This window comes from Nocardia macrotermitis, from assembly GCF_009604405.1.
Lineage (GTDB): Bacteria > Actinomycetota > Actinomycetes > Mycobacteriales > Mycobacteriaceae > Nocardia > Nocardia macrotermitis.
Genome location: NZ_WEGK01000017.1, coordinates 67,511 through 88,678, shown reverse-complemented (window position 1 = coordinate 88,678; position 21,168 = coordinate 67,511). Strand labels below are relative to the sequence as shown.

The 21,168-nt window shown below is 68.7% G+C and carries 4 protein-coding genes; all 4 read left to right on the top strand.

What is annotated here, in order from left to right:
* Positions 1-8 precede the first annotated feature (8 nt).
* The 4 genes from NRB20_RS30710 to NRB20_RS30695 are packed head-to-tail and all read left to right on the top strand — an operon-like array spanning position 9 to position 21,089.
* Complete coding sequence (locus NRB20_RS30710; protein WP_153414907.1) at positions 9-257, top strand: phosphopantetheine-binding protein; 249 nt, start codon at positions 9-11, stop codon at positions 255-257.
* On the top strand, positions 254-5,668 hold the full coding sequence (locus NRB20_RS30705; protein WP_153414906.1) for a non-ribosomal peptide synthetase: 5,415 nt from the start codon (positions 254-256) through the stop codon (positions 5,666-5,668). The genes NRB20_RS30710 and NRB20_RS30705 overlap by 4 nt, the downstream gene beginning before the upstream one ends.
* A complete protein-coding gene (locus tag NRB20_RS30700; protein WP_153414905.1) occupies positions 5,665-14,913 on the top strand; it encodes a non-ribosomal peptide synthetase/type I polyketide synthase in 9,249 nt (3,082 codons plus the stop codon). The genes NRB20_RS30705 and NRB20_RS30700 overlap by 4 nt, the downstream gene beginning before the upstream one ends.
* Positions 14,910-21,089 (top strand): condensation domain-containing protein, encoded by a 6,180-nt coding sequence (locus NRB20_RS30695; protein ID WP_153414904.1) that lies wholly within the window; start codon positions 14,910-14,912, stop codon positions 21,087-21,089. The genes NRB20_RS30700 and NRB20_RS30695 overlap by 4 nt, the downstream gene beginning before the upstream one ends.
* The last annotated feature ends 79 nt before the right edge of the window (positions 21,090-21,168 follow it).

Sequence of the window (21,168 nt, the reverse complement as noted above, 5' to 3'; positions counted from 1 at the left end):
AAATACGAATGTCCGATAGGCCGAATCCCGACGATCTGCTGCGCAGACTGGTCGGGGAAGCGATGGGGGCCGACGCCGGAGCGCTGGATTCCGAAGCCAATCTGATGGCCCTGGGCCTGGATTCGGTTCGGGTGATGAAGATTTCGGGTCTGCTCAAGCGCGAGGGAATCCGGTTGCGGTTCGCCGAGATGATGTCCGAGCCCACGCTCGGCGCCTGGCTGCGCCTCACCGGAACCACCGCATCGGACGCGTCATGACCGCATCGACGGGCGAGCACTCGGTCGACGAGAACGCCATCGCCGTGGTCGGCCTGGCGCTGCGCACCGCCGGCGCGCAGACGCCCGAGCAGTTCTGGGCGTTGCTGCGCGAGGGCCACGAGGCGCTGACCACCTTCACCGACGAGCAACTGCGCCGATCCGGGCTCAGCGACGCCGAGATCGCCGATCCGGCGCTGGTCCGCACCCGTCCGGTGCTGGACGGTATCGAACAGTTCGATCCGGGGCGTTTCGGCCTCACCCCCCGGGAAGCCGAAACCACCGACCCGCAATTGCGGCTGCTGCTCGAATGTGCCAGTGAGACACTGGAATCCGCGGCCATCGACCCGGCCCGGTTCGACGGCGCGATCAGCGTGTTCGCCGGCTCCGGCCCGGATTCGTACTATCAGCATCATCTGCTGCCGCTCGAGCGGCACGATCCGGCCGCGCGCATGGATCATCTGCTCGGCAACAGCAAGGATTTCCTCGCCGCCCGCATCGCCTGGTCGCTGGGCCTGCGCGGTCCGGCGGTGAATGTGCAGGCCGGATGCGCGACCTCGCTGGTCGCGGTGCATCTGGCCGCGCAGAGCCTGCTCGCGGGCGAATCCGATCTGGCCCTGGCCGGTGGGGCGACGGTCTACGTGCCGCAGTACACCGGCTACCGCTACCGCGAGGGCGGGATCAACTCCCCCGACGGGCACTGCCGCGCGTTCTCCGCGCACGCCGACGGCACCACGCCCGGTGACGGCGTCGCGGTGCTGGCGTTGCGGCGGCTCGCCGACGCGATCGCCGACGGCGACCCCATTCTGGGCGTCCTGGAGGCCACGGCCGTGAACAACGACGGCGCGGGCAAGGCCGGATTCGCCGCACCCGATGCCGGGGCGCAGGCCGAGGCGGTCGCCGAGGCGCTGGGCGTCGCGGGCATCGAGGCCGACGAACTGGATTACCTCGAAACCCACGGCACCGGAACGGCTCTCGGCGACGAGATCGAGATCGCGGCGCTGAGCGAGGGGTTCGAGGGGCTGCTGCGCGACCGCGAGCACCGGGTGCTGATCGGCACGCACAAACCCAACATCGGCGACACCTGGGCCGCCGCGGGCGCGCTCGGGGTGGCCAAGGTGCTGCTGTCGCTCACGCACGACGAGTTGCCGCCGAGTATCAACTGTTCGCCGCTCAATCCGCGCATCGACTTCGACGGCACGCCGTTCGCGGTGAATCCCGAGCTGCTGGCCTGGCCGGAGCATGCGTCGGGGCGGATTCGGCGGGCGGGTGTGCATGTGTTCGGGTTGGGGGGCACCAATGCGCATGCGGTGCTCGCGCAGGCTCCGCGACGGGATCTGCCCGCGCCGGGGCGGGTCGCGGAGCTGCTGACGTTGTCGGCGCGCAGTACCGTCCAGTTGCGGGATATGCGCAAGGAGCTGGCGGATCATCTTGCCGCGCATCGGGATACGGATCTGCGGGCGTTCGCGTGGACGTTGCAGTCGGGGCGGCAGTGTCATGCGGTGCGGGCGGCGTTCATCGTGACCGATATCGCCGAGGCCGAACGTGTGCTGCGGGACGATTCGCAGGAGTCCTCGAATTTCTCGGTGTCGATCGCCGACGCGGGGGTCGTGCCCGGCACCGATGTCGACGGGCTCGACGATGAGCAGTATCTCGCGACGTTGCGGACGGTCGGGCGGGCGTGGCTCGAGGATCAGGGCGATATCGATCCGGGTGTGTTGCGTGGTGCGCACACTCCGGTTCGGCTCGCGCTGCCGGGGCATCCCTATCTGCGCCAACGGTGTTGGGCTCCCGAGCCGCCGCAGCAGGTGCAGCATGTCGTCGCTGAGCAGGCCGAGTCGGTGCATCCGCGGCCGATCACCCTGCCGCCGTATGTCGCGCCGAGTTCTGCCACCGAGACCACGGTGACGCGAATCTGGGCCGCGGAGTTCGGATTCGAGCAGGTCGGGGTGCACGACGATTTCTTCGATCTGGGTGGGCATTCGCTGCTGGCGGCGCGGATCGTGGATCGGATGCGCGAGGCGTGTGCGGTGGATCTGTCCATTCGCGAATTGCTGTCCGAGGCAACGACTCCCGCGCAGTTGGCGACGTTGATCAATGCGCGCGAACGGGTTTCGACCGTCGTGGAGACGCACAGCTGGCAGCCGGGTATGCGGATTCCCTTGAGTGCGGCGCAGCGTCGGATGTGGTTGTTCATGCAGCTGTACCCGACGTCGAGTGCCTACAACATCGGATTTCCGATGCGGTTGCGCGGCAGTGTCGATGTGGAGGCGCTGCGGCGGGCGAGCAAGCGGCTGCTGGCTCGGCATGCGGCGCTGCGGACGCGGTTCGTGGTGCACGAGAACATGCCGTTCGCCGTCGTCGACGAGGCGGACGACGGTGTGGACATTCTAACTGTACGCGAGAGCAACGGTCGTACCGCCGAGCAGTGGATCAGCGAAATCGATTCCGCACCTTTCGATCTCGGTACCGGGCCGCTGGTTCGGCTGGCGTTCGCGCCCGGCAGCGCTCCCGATGGTCCGCATCTGATGCTGCTGTGCGCGCATCACAGCATCGCCGACGGGATGAGCGTCGCGGTGCTGCACTCCGAACTGGCCGAGTTGTACGCGGCCGAGCTCGAATCGCGGGTGCCGCAGCTGCCCGCGAGAGTCGCGCAGTTCCCCGATCTCATGCTGCGTCGCGAGGATCCGGCGAGCAAGGCCGAACAGCTTGTGGCGCTGGACTATTGGCGTGAGCGTCTGGCGGGTGAGCCCGCCGCGCTGGAACTGCCCGCGGACCGGCCGCGGCCGGATACGCCGACCTTCGCCGGGCACGCGCACACCTTCGATGTCGACGCGGCTCCGTCGGCCGAGTTGCGCGCGCTCGGGCAACGTCATCACGCGAGTACCTTCGCGCTGGTCACCGCGGCATTCATCACCGTGCTGCATCGGCTCACCGGGCAGACCGACATCCTGACCGGCACCGTCACGCACGGCCGCCTCGATGCCGCCGAGCGGGACGCGGTCGGCTCCTTCGCCGATACCGTGCTGCTGCGCGAGCGCATCTCCCCCGACCTGCCGTTCAGCACCCTGCTCGACCAGGTGCGGGACACCATCGGCGAGGCGCTGGCCCATCAGTCGGTGGCCTTCGACGAGCTCATCGCGGAGCTGGGCTGGGACGCGACCGCCAACCGGACGCCGATTCCGCAGGCCATGGTGATCGGGCAGCAGCCGGTGCAGCCGCTGCGGATGGGTGGGGCCGTCGGCGAGGCGATCATCGATCGGGTCGACACCGCGCGGTTCGATCTGGTGTGCAACGTCTGGGAGGAGGACGGGCAGATCCGAGGTGCGGTGACCGGGGCGCTGGACATCTTCGCCGTCGAGACCATCGCTCGGATCGCCGAGTCCATCACCGCCGCGCTGGAATATCTTGCCGCCGAGCCGGATTCGGCACTGGCGGAGGTTTCGATCGTCCCGTCCGCGCAGCGTGAGCTGCTGTACACGGGGTGGACCGGTGCCGGGCATCCGGATTCGGCCGATGTGTCGAGTACCGGGATTCCGCGCGGCGCTCGACCACCCGCGGTGCCCGAACTCGTCCTCGAGGCGGCGCGGCGGGATCCCGCGGCGGTCGCCATCACGACCGATTCGGCATCGCTCACCTACGGTGAATTGGACGCGGCCACAGCGCGTTTGGCGCGCAGGCTGCTGGATGCGGGTGTGGTGCGGGAGCAGATCGTCGCGGTGTCGCTGCCGCGCGGCATCGACTACGTGGTGTCGCTGCTGGGTGTGATGCGGGCGGGTGCGGCCTTCGTGCCCGTCGATACGACCTGGCCGCCCGAACGCCGCAGTCAGGTGCTCGCACAGGCGGGCGTCTCGCTGATGATCGCCGATCCCACTGCGGTGTCCGAAGTGCCACAGGGTATTTCGATGCTCGATGTGCGGTCGGACGACGAACCCGGCCAGCACACGCTACCGACGGTCGATCCCGAACAACTCGCGTACGTCATGTTCACCTCCGGCTCGACCGGAACGCCCAAGGGCGTGATGATCCGGCACGGCGCGATCGGCTACCGGCTGCGCTGGCAGCAGGGCCTGCTGGACTTCGGGCCATCCGACGCGGTGTTGTTCAAAGCGCCACTGGGCTTCGATATTTCGATCAACGAGATCTTCCTGCCGCTCGCGGTCGGCGGCCGGTTGGCCATCGTCGCGCCCGAGCGGGAGGCCGATATCGGGCATCTGCTCGAGGTGATCGAACGCGACCAGGTCACCTTCTTCTACGTCGTGGCCTCGATGCTGGATCTCATCCTGGATCGTCGTGACAGCACCACGCGGGCGCGTTCGCTGCGCTATGTCTGGTGTGGCGGTGAGGCTTTGACCGATGAGCTGTACGGGCGGTTCGCGGCGGCCTTCTCCGAGGCGACCATGTTCCACGGGTACGGTCCGGCCGAGGCGACCATCGGGGTGGCGTGCCGCAAGTACGTTCCGTCGGGCGGTGCGAGTACCGCGGTCACCATGGGGACGCCGAATCCCGGTGCGCGCGTATATGTTCTGGATCGGCGACTGCGTCCCGTTCCCGTCGGCGCGGTCGGTGAGTTGTACATCGGCGGGTTGCCGCTGGGACGCGGCTACGTCAACGCGCCCGGTCGAAGTGCGGAATCCTTTGTCGCCGATGTGGTTTCCGGACTGCCCGGCACCCGGCTCTACCGGACCGGCGATCTGGCGAAGTTCACCGTGACCGGCGAACTGCAATTCTGCGGCCGCGTCGATCATCAGGTCAAGGTGCACGGGCACCGGGTGGAACTGCCCGAACTCGAGGCCGTGGCGATGCGCCATCCGGCGGTGCGCCGCGCCGCGGTCGTGCTGGACTCCGAGGGGGAACTGGCGGCGTTCTGCCAGCCCGAGGAGGACGCCCGGTGCGACGCGAACCTGTTGCGGCAGTGGTTCACCCGCTGGGTTCCGACCTTCATGGTGCCGCGCGGCATCACCGTGCTGGACAGCATTCCGCTGACCACCGCGGGCAAGGTCGATCGAAAAGGGTTGGCCGCGTTGGCCGTTCCGGTGCCGGACGAGGCGCCCGATCGCATCGCGCCCAGCGGTGACACCGAGGTGCGGCTGGCCCGGATCTGGTGTGAGGTGCTCGGTGTCGAATCGGTCGGTTCGAACCGCAACTTCTTCGAACTCGGCGGCCACTCCATGGCCATGGTGCGGGTGCAGAACCTGATCGATGCCGAATTCGGGGTCGAGATCGCGCTGCTGGAGTTGTTCGAGCACACCACGATCGGGCAACTCGCCACCCACCTGGACAAGCAGCGGACCGGTGAGCCGAGCACGGAGACGCGGGTCGACGGCGATGCGGTCGCGGCGGCCAAGCGACGTGCCGAGGCGGCCAAATCCGCGCAACGGGCGGCCGCCGCGCGCCGGAGGAACAAACGATGACAACCGAACGCCACGAACCCTTTCCGCTGACCGATACGCAGCGGGCCTACCTCATCGGGCGCGGTGACTTCTACCCGCTCGGAAACGTTTCCACGCATGCGTATCTCGAATATCGCGGTGTGATCGATCCGGAGCGTTTCACGGCGGCCTGGGCGCGCGTGGTGGATCGGCACGACATGTTGCGCGCGGTGGTGGACGCGAGGACCGCCACGCAGCGGATCCTGACCGAGGTGCCCGATTCCGGTCTGGTACTTCGGGATCTGCGCGGGCTGGACGAATCCGCCGTCGCGGCGGAACTGGCCGTGGTGCGTGACGCGATGGCGCACGAGGTGCGCGCGTGCGATCGGTATCCGATCTTCGGTATGGCGTTGTCGCTGGTGGGAGATACCGATCGGGCCGATGCGGTGCGGGCCCGGTTGCACGTCGGCGTCGATGGTTTGACGCTGGATTACGCGAGTTGGCATGTGCTGCTTCGGGATCTGTCGCTCTACTACGACGACCCCGAGGCCGAACTGCCCGCGCTGACCTGCTCGTTCCGGGACTACGTCCTCGCCGCCGGGGAACTCACCGATCCGGAGGACATCACCGAGGCGAACGAGTACTGGGATACCGTCCTGCCGAATCTGCCGGGCCCGCCGCAACTTCCGCTGCGACGCGAACCGGAGTCGGTGACCCACCCGCGATTCGATCGTCTCGACGACGTGCTCGACGCGTCGACCTGGGCTCGCTTGCAGGCCGTCGCCACCGAACACGGGCTCACCGCAAGCGGTTTGATGATCGCGGCGTTCGCTCAGGTCGTCGCGCACTGGAGTGCCACACCCCGGTTCACGCTGAACGTCCCGCGCATGGGCCGCAACGAACTGCTGGACGGTGTGCAGGACGTCGCCGGTGAATTCGCGACTTTCACCCTGCTCGACATCGACGCGAGCGCGCGAGAACCGTTCGCCGACTTCGCCTTCCGTGCCCAGCACCGCATGTGGGAGGCGCTCGAGTACGGGGTGATCAGCGGCACCGAACTGCTGCGCCGACTCGGCGAACTACACGGCACCGAACACGGGCCCGTCCTGATGCCCGTAGTCCTGACCAGCACACTGGCCTTCTCCAAGGGCGATTCCGCACTCGTGCGCGCCCTGGAGCCGGTCTACCACATCACCTCGACCCCCCAGGTGTACCTCGACGTCCAGCTCGAGGAGCGGCTCGGCGAGCTGTACATCAACTGGGACTACGTGCGAGATGTGCTGCGGCCCGGCGTCATCGAGGCGATGTTCACCGCCTGGTCGACCCTACTGCGCAACCTGGCGAACGACGAAACCTGTTGGAGCAGCACGGATCCGATCGGCTTCGACGCCGCGCGCGCAATAGGCGATCGGACACAGCACGGTGCCGATCCCACAGGCCCCGACGCGGTGTACTCGACCGGCGGACACCTGCGGCGTGGGCTCGATTTCGGCGGCGGCAGCGCAACTTCGAACGGTGAGCGGGCCCGACGCGGCGCTCGTCTCACCGGCCGCGATGCGTCGGTTACCAACAGCACGACCCCGGGTGCGGCAGCCCCTGGCAGCCTGGGGAGCGGGGCGCTGGATAGCGAAGCGTACAAGGATATTTCAGCACTCACCGATGAGAATTCGCTGGCGCACAGCGACTTTCTGGAGCAAGTGACTTTGCGACCCGACGCTCCGGCGCTGCGTGGGGCGGATGGGCGTGAATTCACCTACGCGCAGTTGTTCGCCGAGGTGTCGGCGATCGCGTGGTGGTTGCGCGAGGTGTCGCCGGAATCCGGTGCGGCCGAACCGATTGTCGCGATCGTCATGGGTAAGTCGCCTCGGCAGATCGCGGCGGCGATCGGGGCGTTGGGGGCCGGAATGGCTTATCTGCCCATCGATCCCGAGTTGCCGACGTCATCGATCGCGGCGCTGTTGGAGCGGGCGCGGCCGGTTGCGGTGCTGACCGATAGCGCGACCGAGCAGGTGTTGCCGGAGGGGACACCACCCACGCTGGCTGTCGATCAGGTAGTGCCGTCGAACCGGGGCCTTCCGGAAACGATCACTACCGCAAGCAGTTTGGCGTATCTGCTGCCGACGTCCGGGTCGACCGGTGAGCCCAAGCTGGTCGCGGTCGAGCACGGTGGCGTCGTCAACTGTCTGCGCGCCACCGCTCACGCGTTCGGCATCGGGCCGCAGGATCGTTCGCTGGCGGTCACCGCGCTGCACCACGACATGTCGCTGTTCGACGTGTTCGGCGTGCTGGGTGCGGGCGGTTGCGTCGTGGCGCCCGATGCCGCGCGACGCACCGATCCCGAGCATTGGCTGACGTTGATGTCCGAACACGGTGTCACCCTGTGGAATTCGGTCCCGGCGATGATGCGGATGCTGCTGGACTACCACCGCGAGAACGCCTCGGGCGATCTCGGCGAACTGCCCCTGCGGCTGGCCTTCCTCGGCGGGGACTGGTTCCCACTCGAACTGGCCGCCGACTATCGCGCGGTCTTCGGCACCGCCGAACTCGTCAGCGTGGGCGGTCCCACCGAGACGACCCTGTGGAACATCTGGCACCGCGTCGGCGATCCGGCCGACTATCCGGACTGGATCAGCGTGCCCTACGGCAGACCCATTCCCGGCGCGCGCTACCACCTGCTCGACGAACGCGGATTCGAATGCCCGGACTGGGTGGTCGGCGAAATGTGTTGCAGCGGAATCGGTGTGGCCCGCGAGTACCGGGGCGATCCCGAACTCACCGCCCGGCGCTTCATCCGGCATCCGGTCACCGGCGAAAGGCTCTACCGCACCGGGGATCTGGGGCGTCGTCGTCCGGACGGCACGCTGGAATTCATCGGCCGCAGCGATTCCCAGGTCCAATTGCGGGGCCGCCGCGTCGAACCCTCGGCCGTGGAGGCCGCCCTGCGCAGCCACCCGGATGTGCAGCACGCCGTGGTCACGGCGGTCCCGCAGCTGTCCGGCCCCGGACATCGCGCCCTGATCGCCCACGTCGTGGCCGACGCCGACGAGCCGACCCTGCGCGCACACCTGCTCGACCGCATCGCGGGATACCTGGTCCCCAGCCGGATCCTGATCCTCGAGGCCCTGCCGCTCACCCCGGGCGGCAAGGTAGACCGCAAACAGCTGACGGCAAGCGGCCAGGCGGCCCTGAACGATTCCCCGACAACGGATTCCGGCCACGCCACCGATTCGGCGCTGAGCACGGTGATCGCCGCCGCCTGGGCCGACGTGCTCGGTCTGGACCGGGTCGGCCCGCACGAGAACTTCTTCGCCCTCGGCGGAGATTCGTTGTCCGCCACCAGAATTCTGGCCCGCCTCCGCCGCGAACTGGCCGGATGCGAGGTCTCCGCCCGCGCTGTCCTGGCCGGTATCGACGTCGCGACCTGCGCCCGGGAACTCCTCGCCCACGCGGGCCCGGCCATCGAACAGGCCGCCCGACACACCCTCGATACCGGCCCGGCCCCCGAACCCACCACCCGCACCACATTCACCGGCCCCGCCCCGGACAGCGGCCCCCTCTCCTCGGCCCAACGCCGCATGTGGTTCGCCGAACGCCTGGCCCCCGGCCGCGCCGCCAACCATCTGGCCGTGACCATCCACCTCGACGACACCCTCGACCCGGACGCCCTGTGCGCGGCCCTGTCGGATGTCGTGGCCCGCCACTCCATCCTGCGCACGGTCTACCGCACCGACGCAAACGGCCTTCCCACACAACACATCCTGGAATTGCCACCGGATCCGGAACACGGCGAAACGGCCCCGCCATCCGATTCGGCACGCAACCGAGACACCGCCCCGGCCGGAACCCACGCCGATGCGACATCTCCCGGCGATGCGGTAGGTGTCGGCGATGCGGTAGGCGTCGGCGATCGCGCCTCGATCGCCGACACCGATACGCAGTGGTCACCGGAGGCGACGCACAACAGCAATCCTGACCGTGCCGCGCATCGCCCGACCGATGCGGCCGGTGTGGCACCCCCTCAGGCCGACGCGGTCCGCCATTTCGAAGTCACTCGAATAAGCCATCCCGACCCGATCGCCCACGCGCACGCCGAGGCCATCCGCCCGTTCGACCTGAGCACCGATCTGCCGATCCGGGCGGGCCTGACCCGGGACGAATCCGAAGGCTGGGTGTTGTGGATCGCGTTGCACCACATCGCATTCGACAACAACTGCTGGGACATCCTGTTCGGCGACCTCTCCGCGGCCTACCGCGCCCGGCGGAACGGCGAGATCCGCGCGCGGACTCCGGCGGGCCGCTATCTGGATTACGCACTGGCAGAGGACGATCAAGCCCACAGCATCGACTACACCACCGCCCGCGACTACTGGCGTTCCCGGCCACTGCCGCCCCGCCCGGGTTCGACCCTCCCCCCGCGCGCGGGCCGCAGGACATTCCGGGAACTGACCGATCAGGATCTCGAAGCAGTCACCGATACCGCACGCGCACACGGTATTTCGGAAACCACGGTCGTCATGACCGCCGCCGCGATGACCATCGCGCAACGCACCGGCCGCGACACCACCGTCCTGGCCGTCCCGGTGATCGACCGCAGCGCACCGGGCGCGGACGCGGTACTCGGCAACTTCGGCAATCTCGTCCTGGTCGACATCGACCTCACCGCGGCCGATCCACTCACCGAGGTCGCCGCCAAGAGCATCGAAGCCTATGCGCACCAACGGGTTCCGTTCGACGTCGTGGTCGCCGATCAACGCGCGGCCCGACCCGGCGCCGTCGGCCCGCTGTTCGACGCGGTGTTCTCCGCACGCGGCGAACTCGCGGGCGGACTCGCCCTGGACGGCGTGCGCACCACCCTCACCCCGGTCGACCTGGGCACCGCGCGATTCGACCTGGTCCTGGAATCGGTCGAGCACGACGGCGGGCTCCAGCTCGGCATCGTCGCGGACCGCGACCGCCACCGCGCCGAGGACACCGCCGCCCTGCTCGACGCATTCCACGCCGCCCTGCTCGGCCTGTGTTCCCCCACCCCGACTCCGCAGGCCACCTCGGTCTGCCAGCCCGGCTCCACCGCTCGGAAGGAAGTTCAGATGACCGACACCAACGAATTCGAGGACCTCGCCGAGGACGCCGAGGCGGACGCGATCGCGGTGATCGGTATGGACGGCAGGTTCCCGGGCGCGCCGGACGTGCCGACGTTCTGGCGCAATCTGCTCGAAAGTCACGAGGGCGCAAGGGAATTCACGCTCGAACAGTTCCTCGCCGGGGGCGGGACAGAAGCCGAATTCGCCGATCCCGCGCTGGTCCGGGTGGCCTCGACGGTCGATGGCATCGACCGGTTCGACGCAGATTTCTTCGGCTACCGCCCGTCCGAGGCCGAGCTGATCGACCCGCAGCAACGCCTGTTCCTGGAATGCTGCCACCAGGCACTCCAGCAGTCCGGGCACGTGCCGGATCGGTTCGACGGCCGGATCGGCGTCTACGCGGGCAGCAGCCAGAGCCGCTACTTCCTGGAGAACGTGTACCCGCACGTCATGGACCAGGCGAATTCGATGGCGTCACTGCCCGCGACCTCGGGCAGTTCCCCCGGCGGCATCGCCACCCGGGTCGCCTACAAACTCGGCCTCACCGGTCCCGCGATGAGCGTGCAGACCGCGTGTTCCACCTCGCTGGTCGCCATTCACGTGGCCTGCCAGGATCTGCTGAGCTACCAGTGCGATGTGGCGCTGGCGGGTGGCGCGTCGCTGAATCCCAATCCGCACCAGGGGTATATGGCGATCGCGGACGGCCCGCTGTCCCCGGACGGCCGGTGCCGCGCGTTCGACGCGGGTGCGAACGGCATGTTCCCCGGTGACGGCGTCGGCGTGGTCGTGCTCAAGCGCCTGTCCGACGCGCTGGCCGACGGCGATCCGATCCGCGCGGTGATCAAGGGTTCCGCGGTCAACAACGACGGCAACCGCAAGGCCGGTTACGGCGCGCCAAGCGCGCCCGGTCAGGTGGAGGTCATCCTCGCCGCGCAGGCCGCGGCCGGGACGACGCCCGAGGACATCGGCTACGTCGAGGCGCACGGCACCGGCACCCCGGTCGGCGATCCGATCGAACTGCGGGCCCTGGACGACGCCTTCCGCACCGGCACCGACCGCACGGGGTACTGCCTGCTCGGCTCGGTGAAGACCAACCTCGGCCATCTGGACGCCGCGGCCGGTGTCGCCGGATTCATCAAAACCGTACTGGCCCTGGAGAATCGGGCCATCCCGCCGAGCCTGCACTACACCGCGCCGAATCCGCTGTTCGATCTGGACGCCAGCCCGTTCCGGGTGGCGACCGGGGTGACCGAGTGGAACGATTCGCTGCCGGAGTTGGCCGCGGTCAGTTCCTTCGGTATCGGCGGTACGAACGCCCACGTCATCCTGGCACGCGCGCCGCGGCGCGAAGATGCTCGCGAAAAGACCAGTGCCCCTGAGGTTCTCGCGCTCTCCGCCCGCACCCCCGAAGCGGTCGGCGCGGCTGCCGAGCAACTCGCGGCGCATCTGGCGGCCAACCCGCAACTCGACCTGGCCGACGTCGCCCACACGTTGCGCGTCGCCCGCGAGGAGTACGAATTCCGCACGGCCGTAGCGGCTTCCGGCATCGAGGAGGCCCGCGACGCGCTGTCCGCCGCGACGCCGGTGCACGCCACCGACGACCGCGCGGTCGTGTTCGTACTGCCCGGCGGCGGCACCGCCTACACCCGGATGGGCCTGGGGCTCTACACCTCCGAGCCTGCCTTCCGCGACGTCATCGACGCGGCAGCCGCGGCCGCCGAACCGCTGACCGGCGTGAATCTGGTCGATCACCTGCGCGATCCGGAAGGCTTCGCCGACGGCGGCGATTCGGCGGTCGCCTTCGCGGGCATCGTCGCCACCGAGATCGGCCTGGCCGCGACCCTGGCCCGCTACGGCGTCACCCCCACCGCACTCATCGGTCACAGCCTGGGCGAATACGCCGCGGCCTGCATCGCGGGGGTGATGAGCCTCGAGGACACCATCGAGGTGGTGATCGAGCGCGCCCGCCTGCTGGACCGGGCCGGTGGCGCCGCGACCAGCGTGCTGCTCGGCACCGACGAACTCGCCGAATACCTCACCGCGAACCTCGGCATCGCGACGGTGAACGGCCCGCTGCACACCACGGTATCCGGGCCCGAAGACGAAATCGCCGCGCTGGAAACCGTTCTGGAGGCCAAGGGCGTCGACGTCAACCGGCTGCCGCTGCCCGCGGTGCATTCCGCCTTGCTGGATCCCGAATTGCCCGCGCTGGCAAAGGTTCTCGCGACCGTCACGCTGAACGCGCCACGAATCCCGGTGATCTCCAACGTTTCCGGCACCTGGCTGACCACCGCCGAGGCCACCGATCCGGACTACTGGCTGCGGCACACCCGCCAGACCGTGCGTTTCGCCGACGGTATCGACACCCTCGTCAAGGAACACGCGCCGCTGTTCGTGGAGGCCGGACCCGGCCGCGGCCTGACCCGGCTGATCGAACTGCAAGCCGGTAAGGAATCGGTCGCACCCCCGGCCATGCGGCATCGTCGCGACGAGACCGAGGACCGGACCGTCCTGCTCACCGCGCTCGGCGGCATCTGGGCCGGTGGCGGCGCTGTCGACCTGGCGCTCACCGGTTCCCCGGACGCCCGCAAGGTCACCCTGCCCGGCTACGCCTACCAGCGTCGCCGGTTCTGGATCGATCCGCCCGCCCGCAGCGCGACCCGCCGGTTCGACCTGTTCGGCTACCTGGGTCGGCGCGAAAGCGAACTGCGTCAACAGATTCCGGTCGAGCACGTGGAACAGGGGCTGGATTCCCGGCTCGAAGCACTGTGCGCGCTCTACGTCGGCCGCTTCCTGCGTGAAATCGGTTGCGACACAGCGCCGGGCGCGGTTGTGGACCCGAAGGCGATTGCCGCCGAACAGAAGTTCGTCGCACCCTACGAGCGATTCTTCGACGCGCTGCTGTCCCTGCTGCTCGCCGACGGATACGCGGTTCGCGAGGGCGAGCTGCTGCGCTTCACCGAGAAGCCTTGTGATGAAGGCGAACTCGAGCGTGAACGGGCCGCGCTGCTCACGCAGTACCCCGATTCGGAAGAGGAACTGGCCTTCCTCGACTACTGCTCGGCTCGCTACCGCCAGGTGTGCACGGGCGAGATCGCCGGTACCGAGGTGATGTTCGCCAACGGGTCCGACGATCGCTCCACCGAGGTCGTCGACAAGCGCCTCGCGCACAGCGACGTCGCGATCTACACCCGGCTGGTCGGCTCGACCCTGCGCGAACTCGCCGCCGGTCGCGACCGCCCGCTGCGCATCCTGGAAGTCGGTGCGGGACAAGGCTATCTGACCTGGGTGGTCGCCGAGGCGGTGCACGGCACGCCGGTCGAATACACCTTCACCGACCTCGGACGCTCCTTCGTGGTCGCCGCCCAGCGCAAGGCCCAGGAGGAGGGCTACGACTGGATGCGTTTCGGGGTGCTGGACGTCACCACGGACGCCGAGGCGCAGGGTTTCAGCGAACCGTTCGACGTGATCCTCGCGTTCAACGTGCTGCACGCGACCCCCGAACTGGCCACCACCGTCTCCAAGGTGCACTCCCTGCTCGCCCCCGGCGGCAGCCTGCTGCTGCTGGAATCCGCTCAGCAGCGCCGGGTTTCGATGCTCACCGCGGGTCTGTTCGAGGGCTGGTGGTACTTCACCGACTCGCTGCGCACCCATTCGCCGCTGGTCTCGCCGAAGCAGTGGGCCGAATTGCTGCGCGGCGCCGGATTCGCCGACGTGCACGTCCAGGGCGATATGGACACCCACGAGGGTCCGATCCCGGTCGACCACGCGCTGATCATCGGCTCCCGCGCCCTCACCACCACCGCCGCCGAGACATCCGAACAGCCCGCCCCCGCCGGTCGCGGAATATTCGGTGGCGGTTCGGCATTCAACGCCCGCCCCAACCTGTCGGTCCCCTACCGCGAACCCGACGGCCCGCTCCAGAGCCGGATCGCCGAGGCGTGGCAGGCGGTCCTCGGTATCGACAAGGTCGGCGCCGACGACGACTTCTTCGACCTCGGCGGTGAATCGCTGCTGGCCATGCAGCTGGTCACCAGCCTGCGCAAGGAGTTGGGCGTGAGCCTGTCGGTCAAGCAGTTCTTCTCCTCGGGCAACCTGACCGTCACCGGCCTCGCCGAACTGGTGGAACTCGCTCGCTCGGAAAGCAATTCGGGCCCGGCCGCCGATGTGATCGTCCGCAGCACTCGGCGTGTGGTGCGGTCATGAGCGAAATACTCGGTTTCCCAGCGTCTTTCGCGCAGCAGCGGATGTGGTTCCTGCATCGGCTCGACCCCGCGGACCCGTCGTATCACGTGCCACTGCTGCTGCGGATGCGTGGCAGGCTCGATGCCGATGCGCTGGCCGGTGCGTTCGCCGACGTGATCGAGCGTCAGGAGCAGCTGCGCACCTCGTTCGCCGATGTGGACGGCGAACTCCAGCAGCGGATCCATCCGCGTGGGCGGTTCGAGCTGGCGCGGCATCGTGTGGAGGCTAGCGATGCGGCCGATGCCGAGCTCGTCGACCGGCCCGCCGTCGCCGCGATCCTGCACGAACTCATCGACGCCCCTTTCGATCTGGGCGAACCCGGTGCGTTGCGGGCGGCGCTGCTCGACCTCGGCGGCGAGGATCGGCTGTTGGCGATCGTGGTGCACCACATCGTGGTCGACGGTTTCTCGCTGAAGATCCTGCTGGGCGAGTTGGACGCGTTCTATCAGGCGCGCGTGGCGAATGTCCCGGTTGCGTTGCCCGACTTGGATATTCACTACGCCGATTACTCCGAATGGCAGCACGGCAAGGCGGATCAGGCCGCACTCGACGCGGAGATCGCGCACTGGCGTGAGCTGTTCCCGCAGGGACTCGCCGAGTCGACCGTACCGACCGACCGTCCCCGCGCGGCCACCCGCACGTCGAGCGGGGCCCGGCACGAATTCGATATCGACGCCACGGTCGCCGACGCCGCACGTGCGCTGGCCCGGGGTGACGGTGCGACGCTGTACATGGTGTTGCTGTCCGCCTGGGCCGCGACCGTGTCCCGGGCCAGCGGCGGGAGCGAGAATGTCACCGCCGCAACGCTTCTGGCCAATCGTGACAATCCGCAGATCGTCGACCTGATCGGCTTGTTCGTCAATACGCTGCCCATCCCGGTGGACCTGACCGGGCAGCCGAGTTTCCGCGCCCTGCTCTCCCGCGTGCGCGCCGCGACCATGGACGTGTTCGCCCATCAGGACGCCCCCGTCGAGCAGATCGTGCCCGCGTTGCGCCGCACCCAGGACACCAGCGAGGTCACCTTCCCGCTGTTGTTCGCGTTGCAGAACTTCGCCGACGCTCGCGTCCGCTTCGCCGATCTCGATGTGGTCCGGATCGACGAGGACGAACGTTCCACCCGCTTCGAGCTGGAACTGCACATCTGGGAACACCCGGACCGGCTGCGCGCCGCGCTGGTCTACAGCACCGATCTGTTCGACGCGCAGACCGTCGAGCGTCTCGGGCAGACCTTCACCACGATGCTGCGAAGCTGTTGTGCGGCACCAGATCTGGAGTTCTCCAAGCTGGTGCTCCCGGCCGAGTCCGTACTGCGACGTGACAGCGATCCTCTCCGTATCGCCGCAGCAACCGGATCCAGGCTCGACTCCGATCGCCAGGCCGACGTGCAGGTGGGCGGCAGTACCGCATCCGATAACGGTCCCACCTCGCCAGCGGGATCAGCACGGAACTCTTCGGCAGACGATTCTTCCGGCCCAAGCGCCGCACCTGATCAACTCACGTCGATCATCGAAGCGATACTGTCCTCGCCCGGAAGCAGATCGTCGAAATCTTTCACCCCCGATCCCGCATCGGTCGAGCGGTACGAAGCCGTGCTGCACGAGGCAGGCATGCGCCCCGGTGACGTGGTCGCGACATCCGGCCACCTGCATTCGAGCGAGGTGCTGACCGCCGCACTCGCCACCCTGCGCCGGGGTGGAGTGTGGCTGCCACTGGACCCGCGCGACTCGGATGTCGCACTGGCACAGGAGATCTCCGCCGCCGATCGCCACTACCGGCCGCAGAACTGGTTCGCCGTCGGCTTCCGCACACCAGGCGTCCACCCATTGAACGCACCGGGCAGTGGTGAATCCGCGACAACCACCACTCTGCCGCCCGTCGACCAGACCCCCGACCTCCCCGCAATCCTGGTAACCACCCCGACCGGCCTCGAACTGCTGGATCGCGCGACCGTGGCCGCCCAGGTCCGAACGATGCGAGAGTGGTTCCCCGGCAACGGAACCCGTTCGATCTGGCTCGGCGACGCGGCTCATGCAGCCGATATCCTCTGGGCAGCAATCGAATTCGGAAGATTCAGCACAACTTCCGCCGACGCCGACGTAGCACTGGGCTCCGGCGCGGAACTCTCCGGCTTCGAAGGCACCACGATCGCCGTCGGCGAATCGGTAGCGTCCCCCACTCACACCCACACCGTCTACGGCGACGAGGCCCACGGCTGGTACCTGCGCATCGACGCCGACGCAACCGCCCACAGCTTCGGCGAGCTGACCGTTAGGGACCACTTCGATACCGTTGTCCCACACGGCTTCCGAGGCACGATCCACCTCGATGCGCAGCCGACCGGATTGCGCGGCACCCTCACCGGCGAACGACTGCGTATCGACCTCGAGCGCACCGACAACACGGTCTGGACCGGCCGCGGCCCGATCCTCGCCGCCCGCGTACGCGACGCCCTGCTGACGCTGCCGCAGTTGCGTGAAGCCGCCGTCCTGGACCGCACGAACACCGACGGCCAGCGCGAAACCATCGCCTACGTCTCGCGGAACACTGCCATCGATGGACGCGCGGTCCTGCGCCTACTAGACGAAGACGTCCCGCGCGCCCTCGTCCCGAGCGCCGTCGTCACCCTCCCCGGCGCGCTCCCACTGGACACCACCGGCCGCATCGATACCCAGGCACTGCAACGCATTCCAGTACTCGACGCCATGGAAACCGAACGCCTCACCACTGCCGCTACCACGGCAGGCGCGGCCACGGCGACCACCGGCAAACCGACCGCACCACCCCTGCACCGCCTGGCCGTCCCGACCACGGCACCGACCGCAACCGGCGAGGGCGTCCCCGGAACCGGCCCGGCACTCTCCGATGGCGGCCCGCAACCCGAACCGCACTGGCGCGCCCTCGGCCCCGCACTGACCGCCGCCGCCACCGGCCCCGGCACCATCCGCCACCTCCGCGCGACCGACGACGAATCCGTCTCGACCTACGCCGAGCTACTCGCCCGCGCAACCACTTTGGCCACCGCCCTGCTCGCCGACGGCAGCCGCACCGGCGACCCCCTCATCCTGCAATCCCGCGACACCGAGGACTTCCTCATCGGCGTCTGGGCCTGCCTGCTGGCCGGTCTGGTCGCCGCCCCCGTCGCCGCACCGGTGGACTACACCGCGCCGAGCCCGGCCCGCGACCGCTTCCTGCGCATCTGGCAGAACCTGGAACAGCCGATCGTCCTGGCCGGACGCGACGAGTACGACACGCTGAGCACCTGGCACACCCCGGACGGAGATCCGGTGCGCGCCATCGGAATCGGCGCATCCTCCCGCCCCGGGACGACGACCACCGCGACCCCGCTCCCCGAACTCGGCCCCGACGACGTCGCGCTGCTCATGTTCACCTCCGGCAGCACCGGAGCCCCCAAGGGAGTGGAACTCACCCACGGCAATATCCTGCGTCGCGGCGAATCCCTGCGCACCGTAGAGGATTTCAGCGGCGACTACGTCTCGTTCAACTGGATGCCGCTGGATCACGTCGGCGGCGTGGTCATGTGGCATCTGCGCGATGTCTACCACGGCGTCGACCAGATCCACGCCCCCACGGACTGGATTCTCGCCGACCCGCTGCGCTGGCTGGACACCATGGACCGCTTCCGGGTGACCAGCACCTGGGCCCCGAACTTCGCATTCGGCCTGGTCAGCGAGGCCGTCGTCGCTGCGCCCGACCGCAGCTGGGAGCTGTCCGCCCTGCGCATGACGCTGAACGCCGGTGAGGCCATCGCCCCCGCCGTCGCCGCCGCGTTCCTGGACGCCCTCACCCCGCACGGCCTGGCCGCCGACACCATGGTCCCGGTCTGGGGGATGTCCGAAACCTGTTCCGGCGTGGTGTATTCCCCGCGTTTCCGCAGCTCCACCTCGCGTGCCGATACCTTCGCCCATCTGGGCGGACCGATTCCCGGCTGCCGCATCCGCATCGTGGACGACGCGGATCGACTGCTGGCCACCGGCGAGGTCGGCCGACTCCAGGTTTCCGGAGCCACCGTCACGCGCGGCTATCGCAGTCTGCCACAGCAGAATTCGGCGTCCTTCGACGCGGAAGGCTGGTTCGACACCGGCGACCTGGGCCGTATCGACGAGCTCGGCAGCCTCCAGATCACCGGCCGCGCCAAGGATGTCGTCATCATCAACGGCGTCAACTATCCGTGCCATGAGATCGAGGCCGCGGTCGATCGCCTGGATTGCACGCTGACCTCCTGGTCGGCCGCGTGCGCGGTCCAGCAGGGCGACGGTGAACAGCTGATCGTGTTCTTCCGTCTCGCCGAATCCGCGGACGCGGCGTCGGCGGTCTCGGCGATCCGAGCCGCAGTCGTTGCAACAGTAGGGGTTTCGCCCGCCGTGGTGCTGCCGCTCCCCGGGGGCGCGATCACCAAGACCGAAATCGGCAAGATCCAGCGCTCATCGCTGCGCGAGCGTTACGAACGCGGCGAATTCGCTTCCCTGGCAGCCGATCTCGCCGTCTCGGGAGTCGCGTCGGGCGACGCGGGCACCGTCGCCGACCACTTCTTCGATCTGACCTGGGCCCGCAGACAGCTCGAGGCCGACACACCGGCGGACCCGGGCACGGTCATCACCATCGGCACCCTCGAGGGCGCACCCCCCGAGGCATCCGCACTGGACGACACCGCCACTCCCGCACAGGTTCTGACAGCACTGGCAACAGCACTGTCCGAATCCCCCTCCGGCACAACGGTAACCGTGGTGACCAGTCAGGCATTCGCGGTCGACGCCCCCGCCGACCCCCTGCACGCGGCCTGCGCCGCCCTGATCGAAACCGCACGAGCCGAACTCGAACAATCCCACATCCGCCACATCGACACCACGCCCTCGATCACCCCCGCACAACTGGCCCACGAGATCGCCAGCAGCACAGGCGATCCGGTCGTCGCACTACGCGATGCCAGATTCGTCCCCCGCCTACGCCGCACCACGACGCCACCGGATTCCGAACCACCCGCACCGGGCGATTTCTATCTCGTCAGCGGCGGCCGAGGTGGTGTCGGCACCCTCGTCACCGCCCACCTCCGCCGCCGCTACGGCCTGCGCCTGCTGGTCATCGGCCGCTCCCCGGCCCCCGCCGACTCGGACGCGATCCGCCACGCACAACTGGATCCGAAAGACGAAGCAGCCCTGCGGCAATGCGTCGAATCAGCGGAGCGGGACTTCGGCCGCACCCTCGACGGCGTGATCCACCTCGCCGGGCATTTCGCCGAACACCCGCTGGCCGAATCCACGGTCGAGGACTTCGACGCCGCCCTCACCGCCAAGATATCGGTCGCCGAATCCCTGATGCGCCTGGGTGATTCACGCCCCGACCTGCGCTGGATCGGTTTCTCCTCGGTCAACGCGGTCTTCGGCGCGGCCCACGCGGGCGCGTACGCGGCGGCCAACGCCCATCTCGACGCCCGCACCGGACAATTCCGCGCCCGGGGCCATCGCGCCCAGTCCATCGCCTGGTCCACCTGGCACGGCGTCGGGCTGAACCGCACCAGCACGCTCAGCGATCTGGGCCGCGCCAACGGCTACCGCGCCCTGGACCCGGCCGAGGCCCTGGCCTCCCTGGACCTGTGCCTGCGCCGCGACACACCGAACCCGCTGGTCGGACTCGACCCGCGCGGCGCACGCATCGCCGGACTGCTCACCGAACCCGAGACACCGGCCGCCGATCTGGTGCTGCGCCTCGACGCGGCCTCCCGCGACCAGGTCCTCGGCACCCTCGGCACGGTGCGAGACCGCTTCGGAATACCCATCCGCATCGAGGCCGCCACCACCGACGCCCCCGGCGAGAATGCCTCGGACACAGGCGGTCTGGATGCCACGATCGCCTCGGTCTTCGGCGCGGCACTGCGCGTCGGTGACTTCGGCATCCACGACAGCTTCTTCGATCAGGGCGGCACCTCGATCAGCGCGATCCGGGCCCACGCCCTGTTGGAAGACCGTCTGGGACAACACTTCTCACTCGCCGAGCTCTATCGGAGCCCAACCCCGTACCGGCTGGCTCACACCCTGCGCCCGGTCCGGGTGGTCACCGCCGCCCAGCGCGTCGCGAGCCGGGCGCAGCGGCGTCGCGCCGCCCGCGCCGCATCCCGCTGATCCGAAACCCCGTACCCCTTACCGACCATCGAGTATTTTGTTATGGTTAGGCTAACCTTACAAATGCGAGTCGAACCCC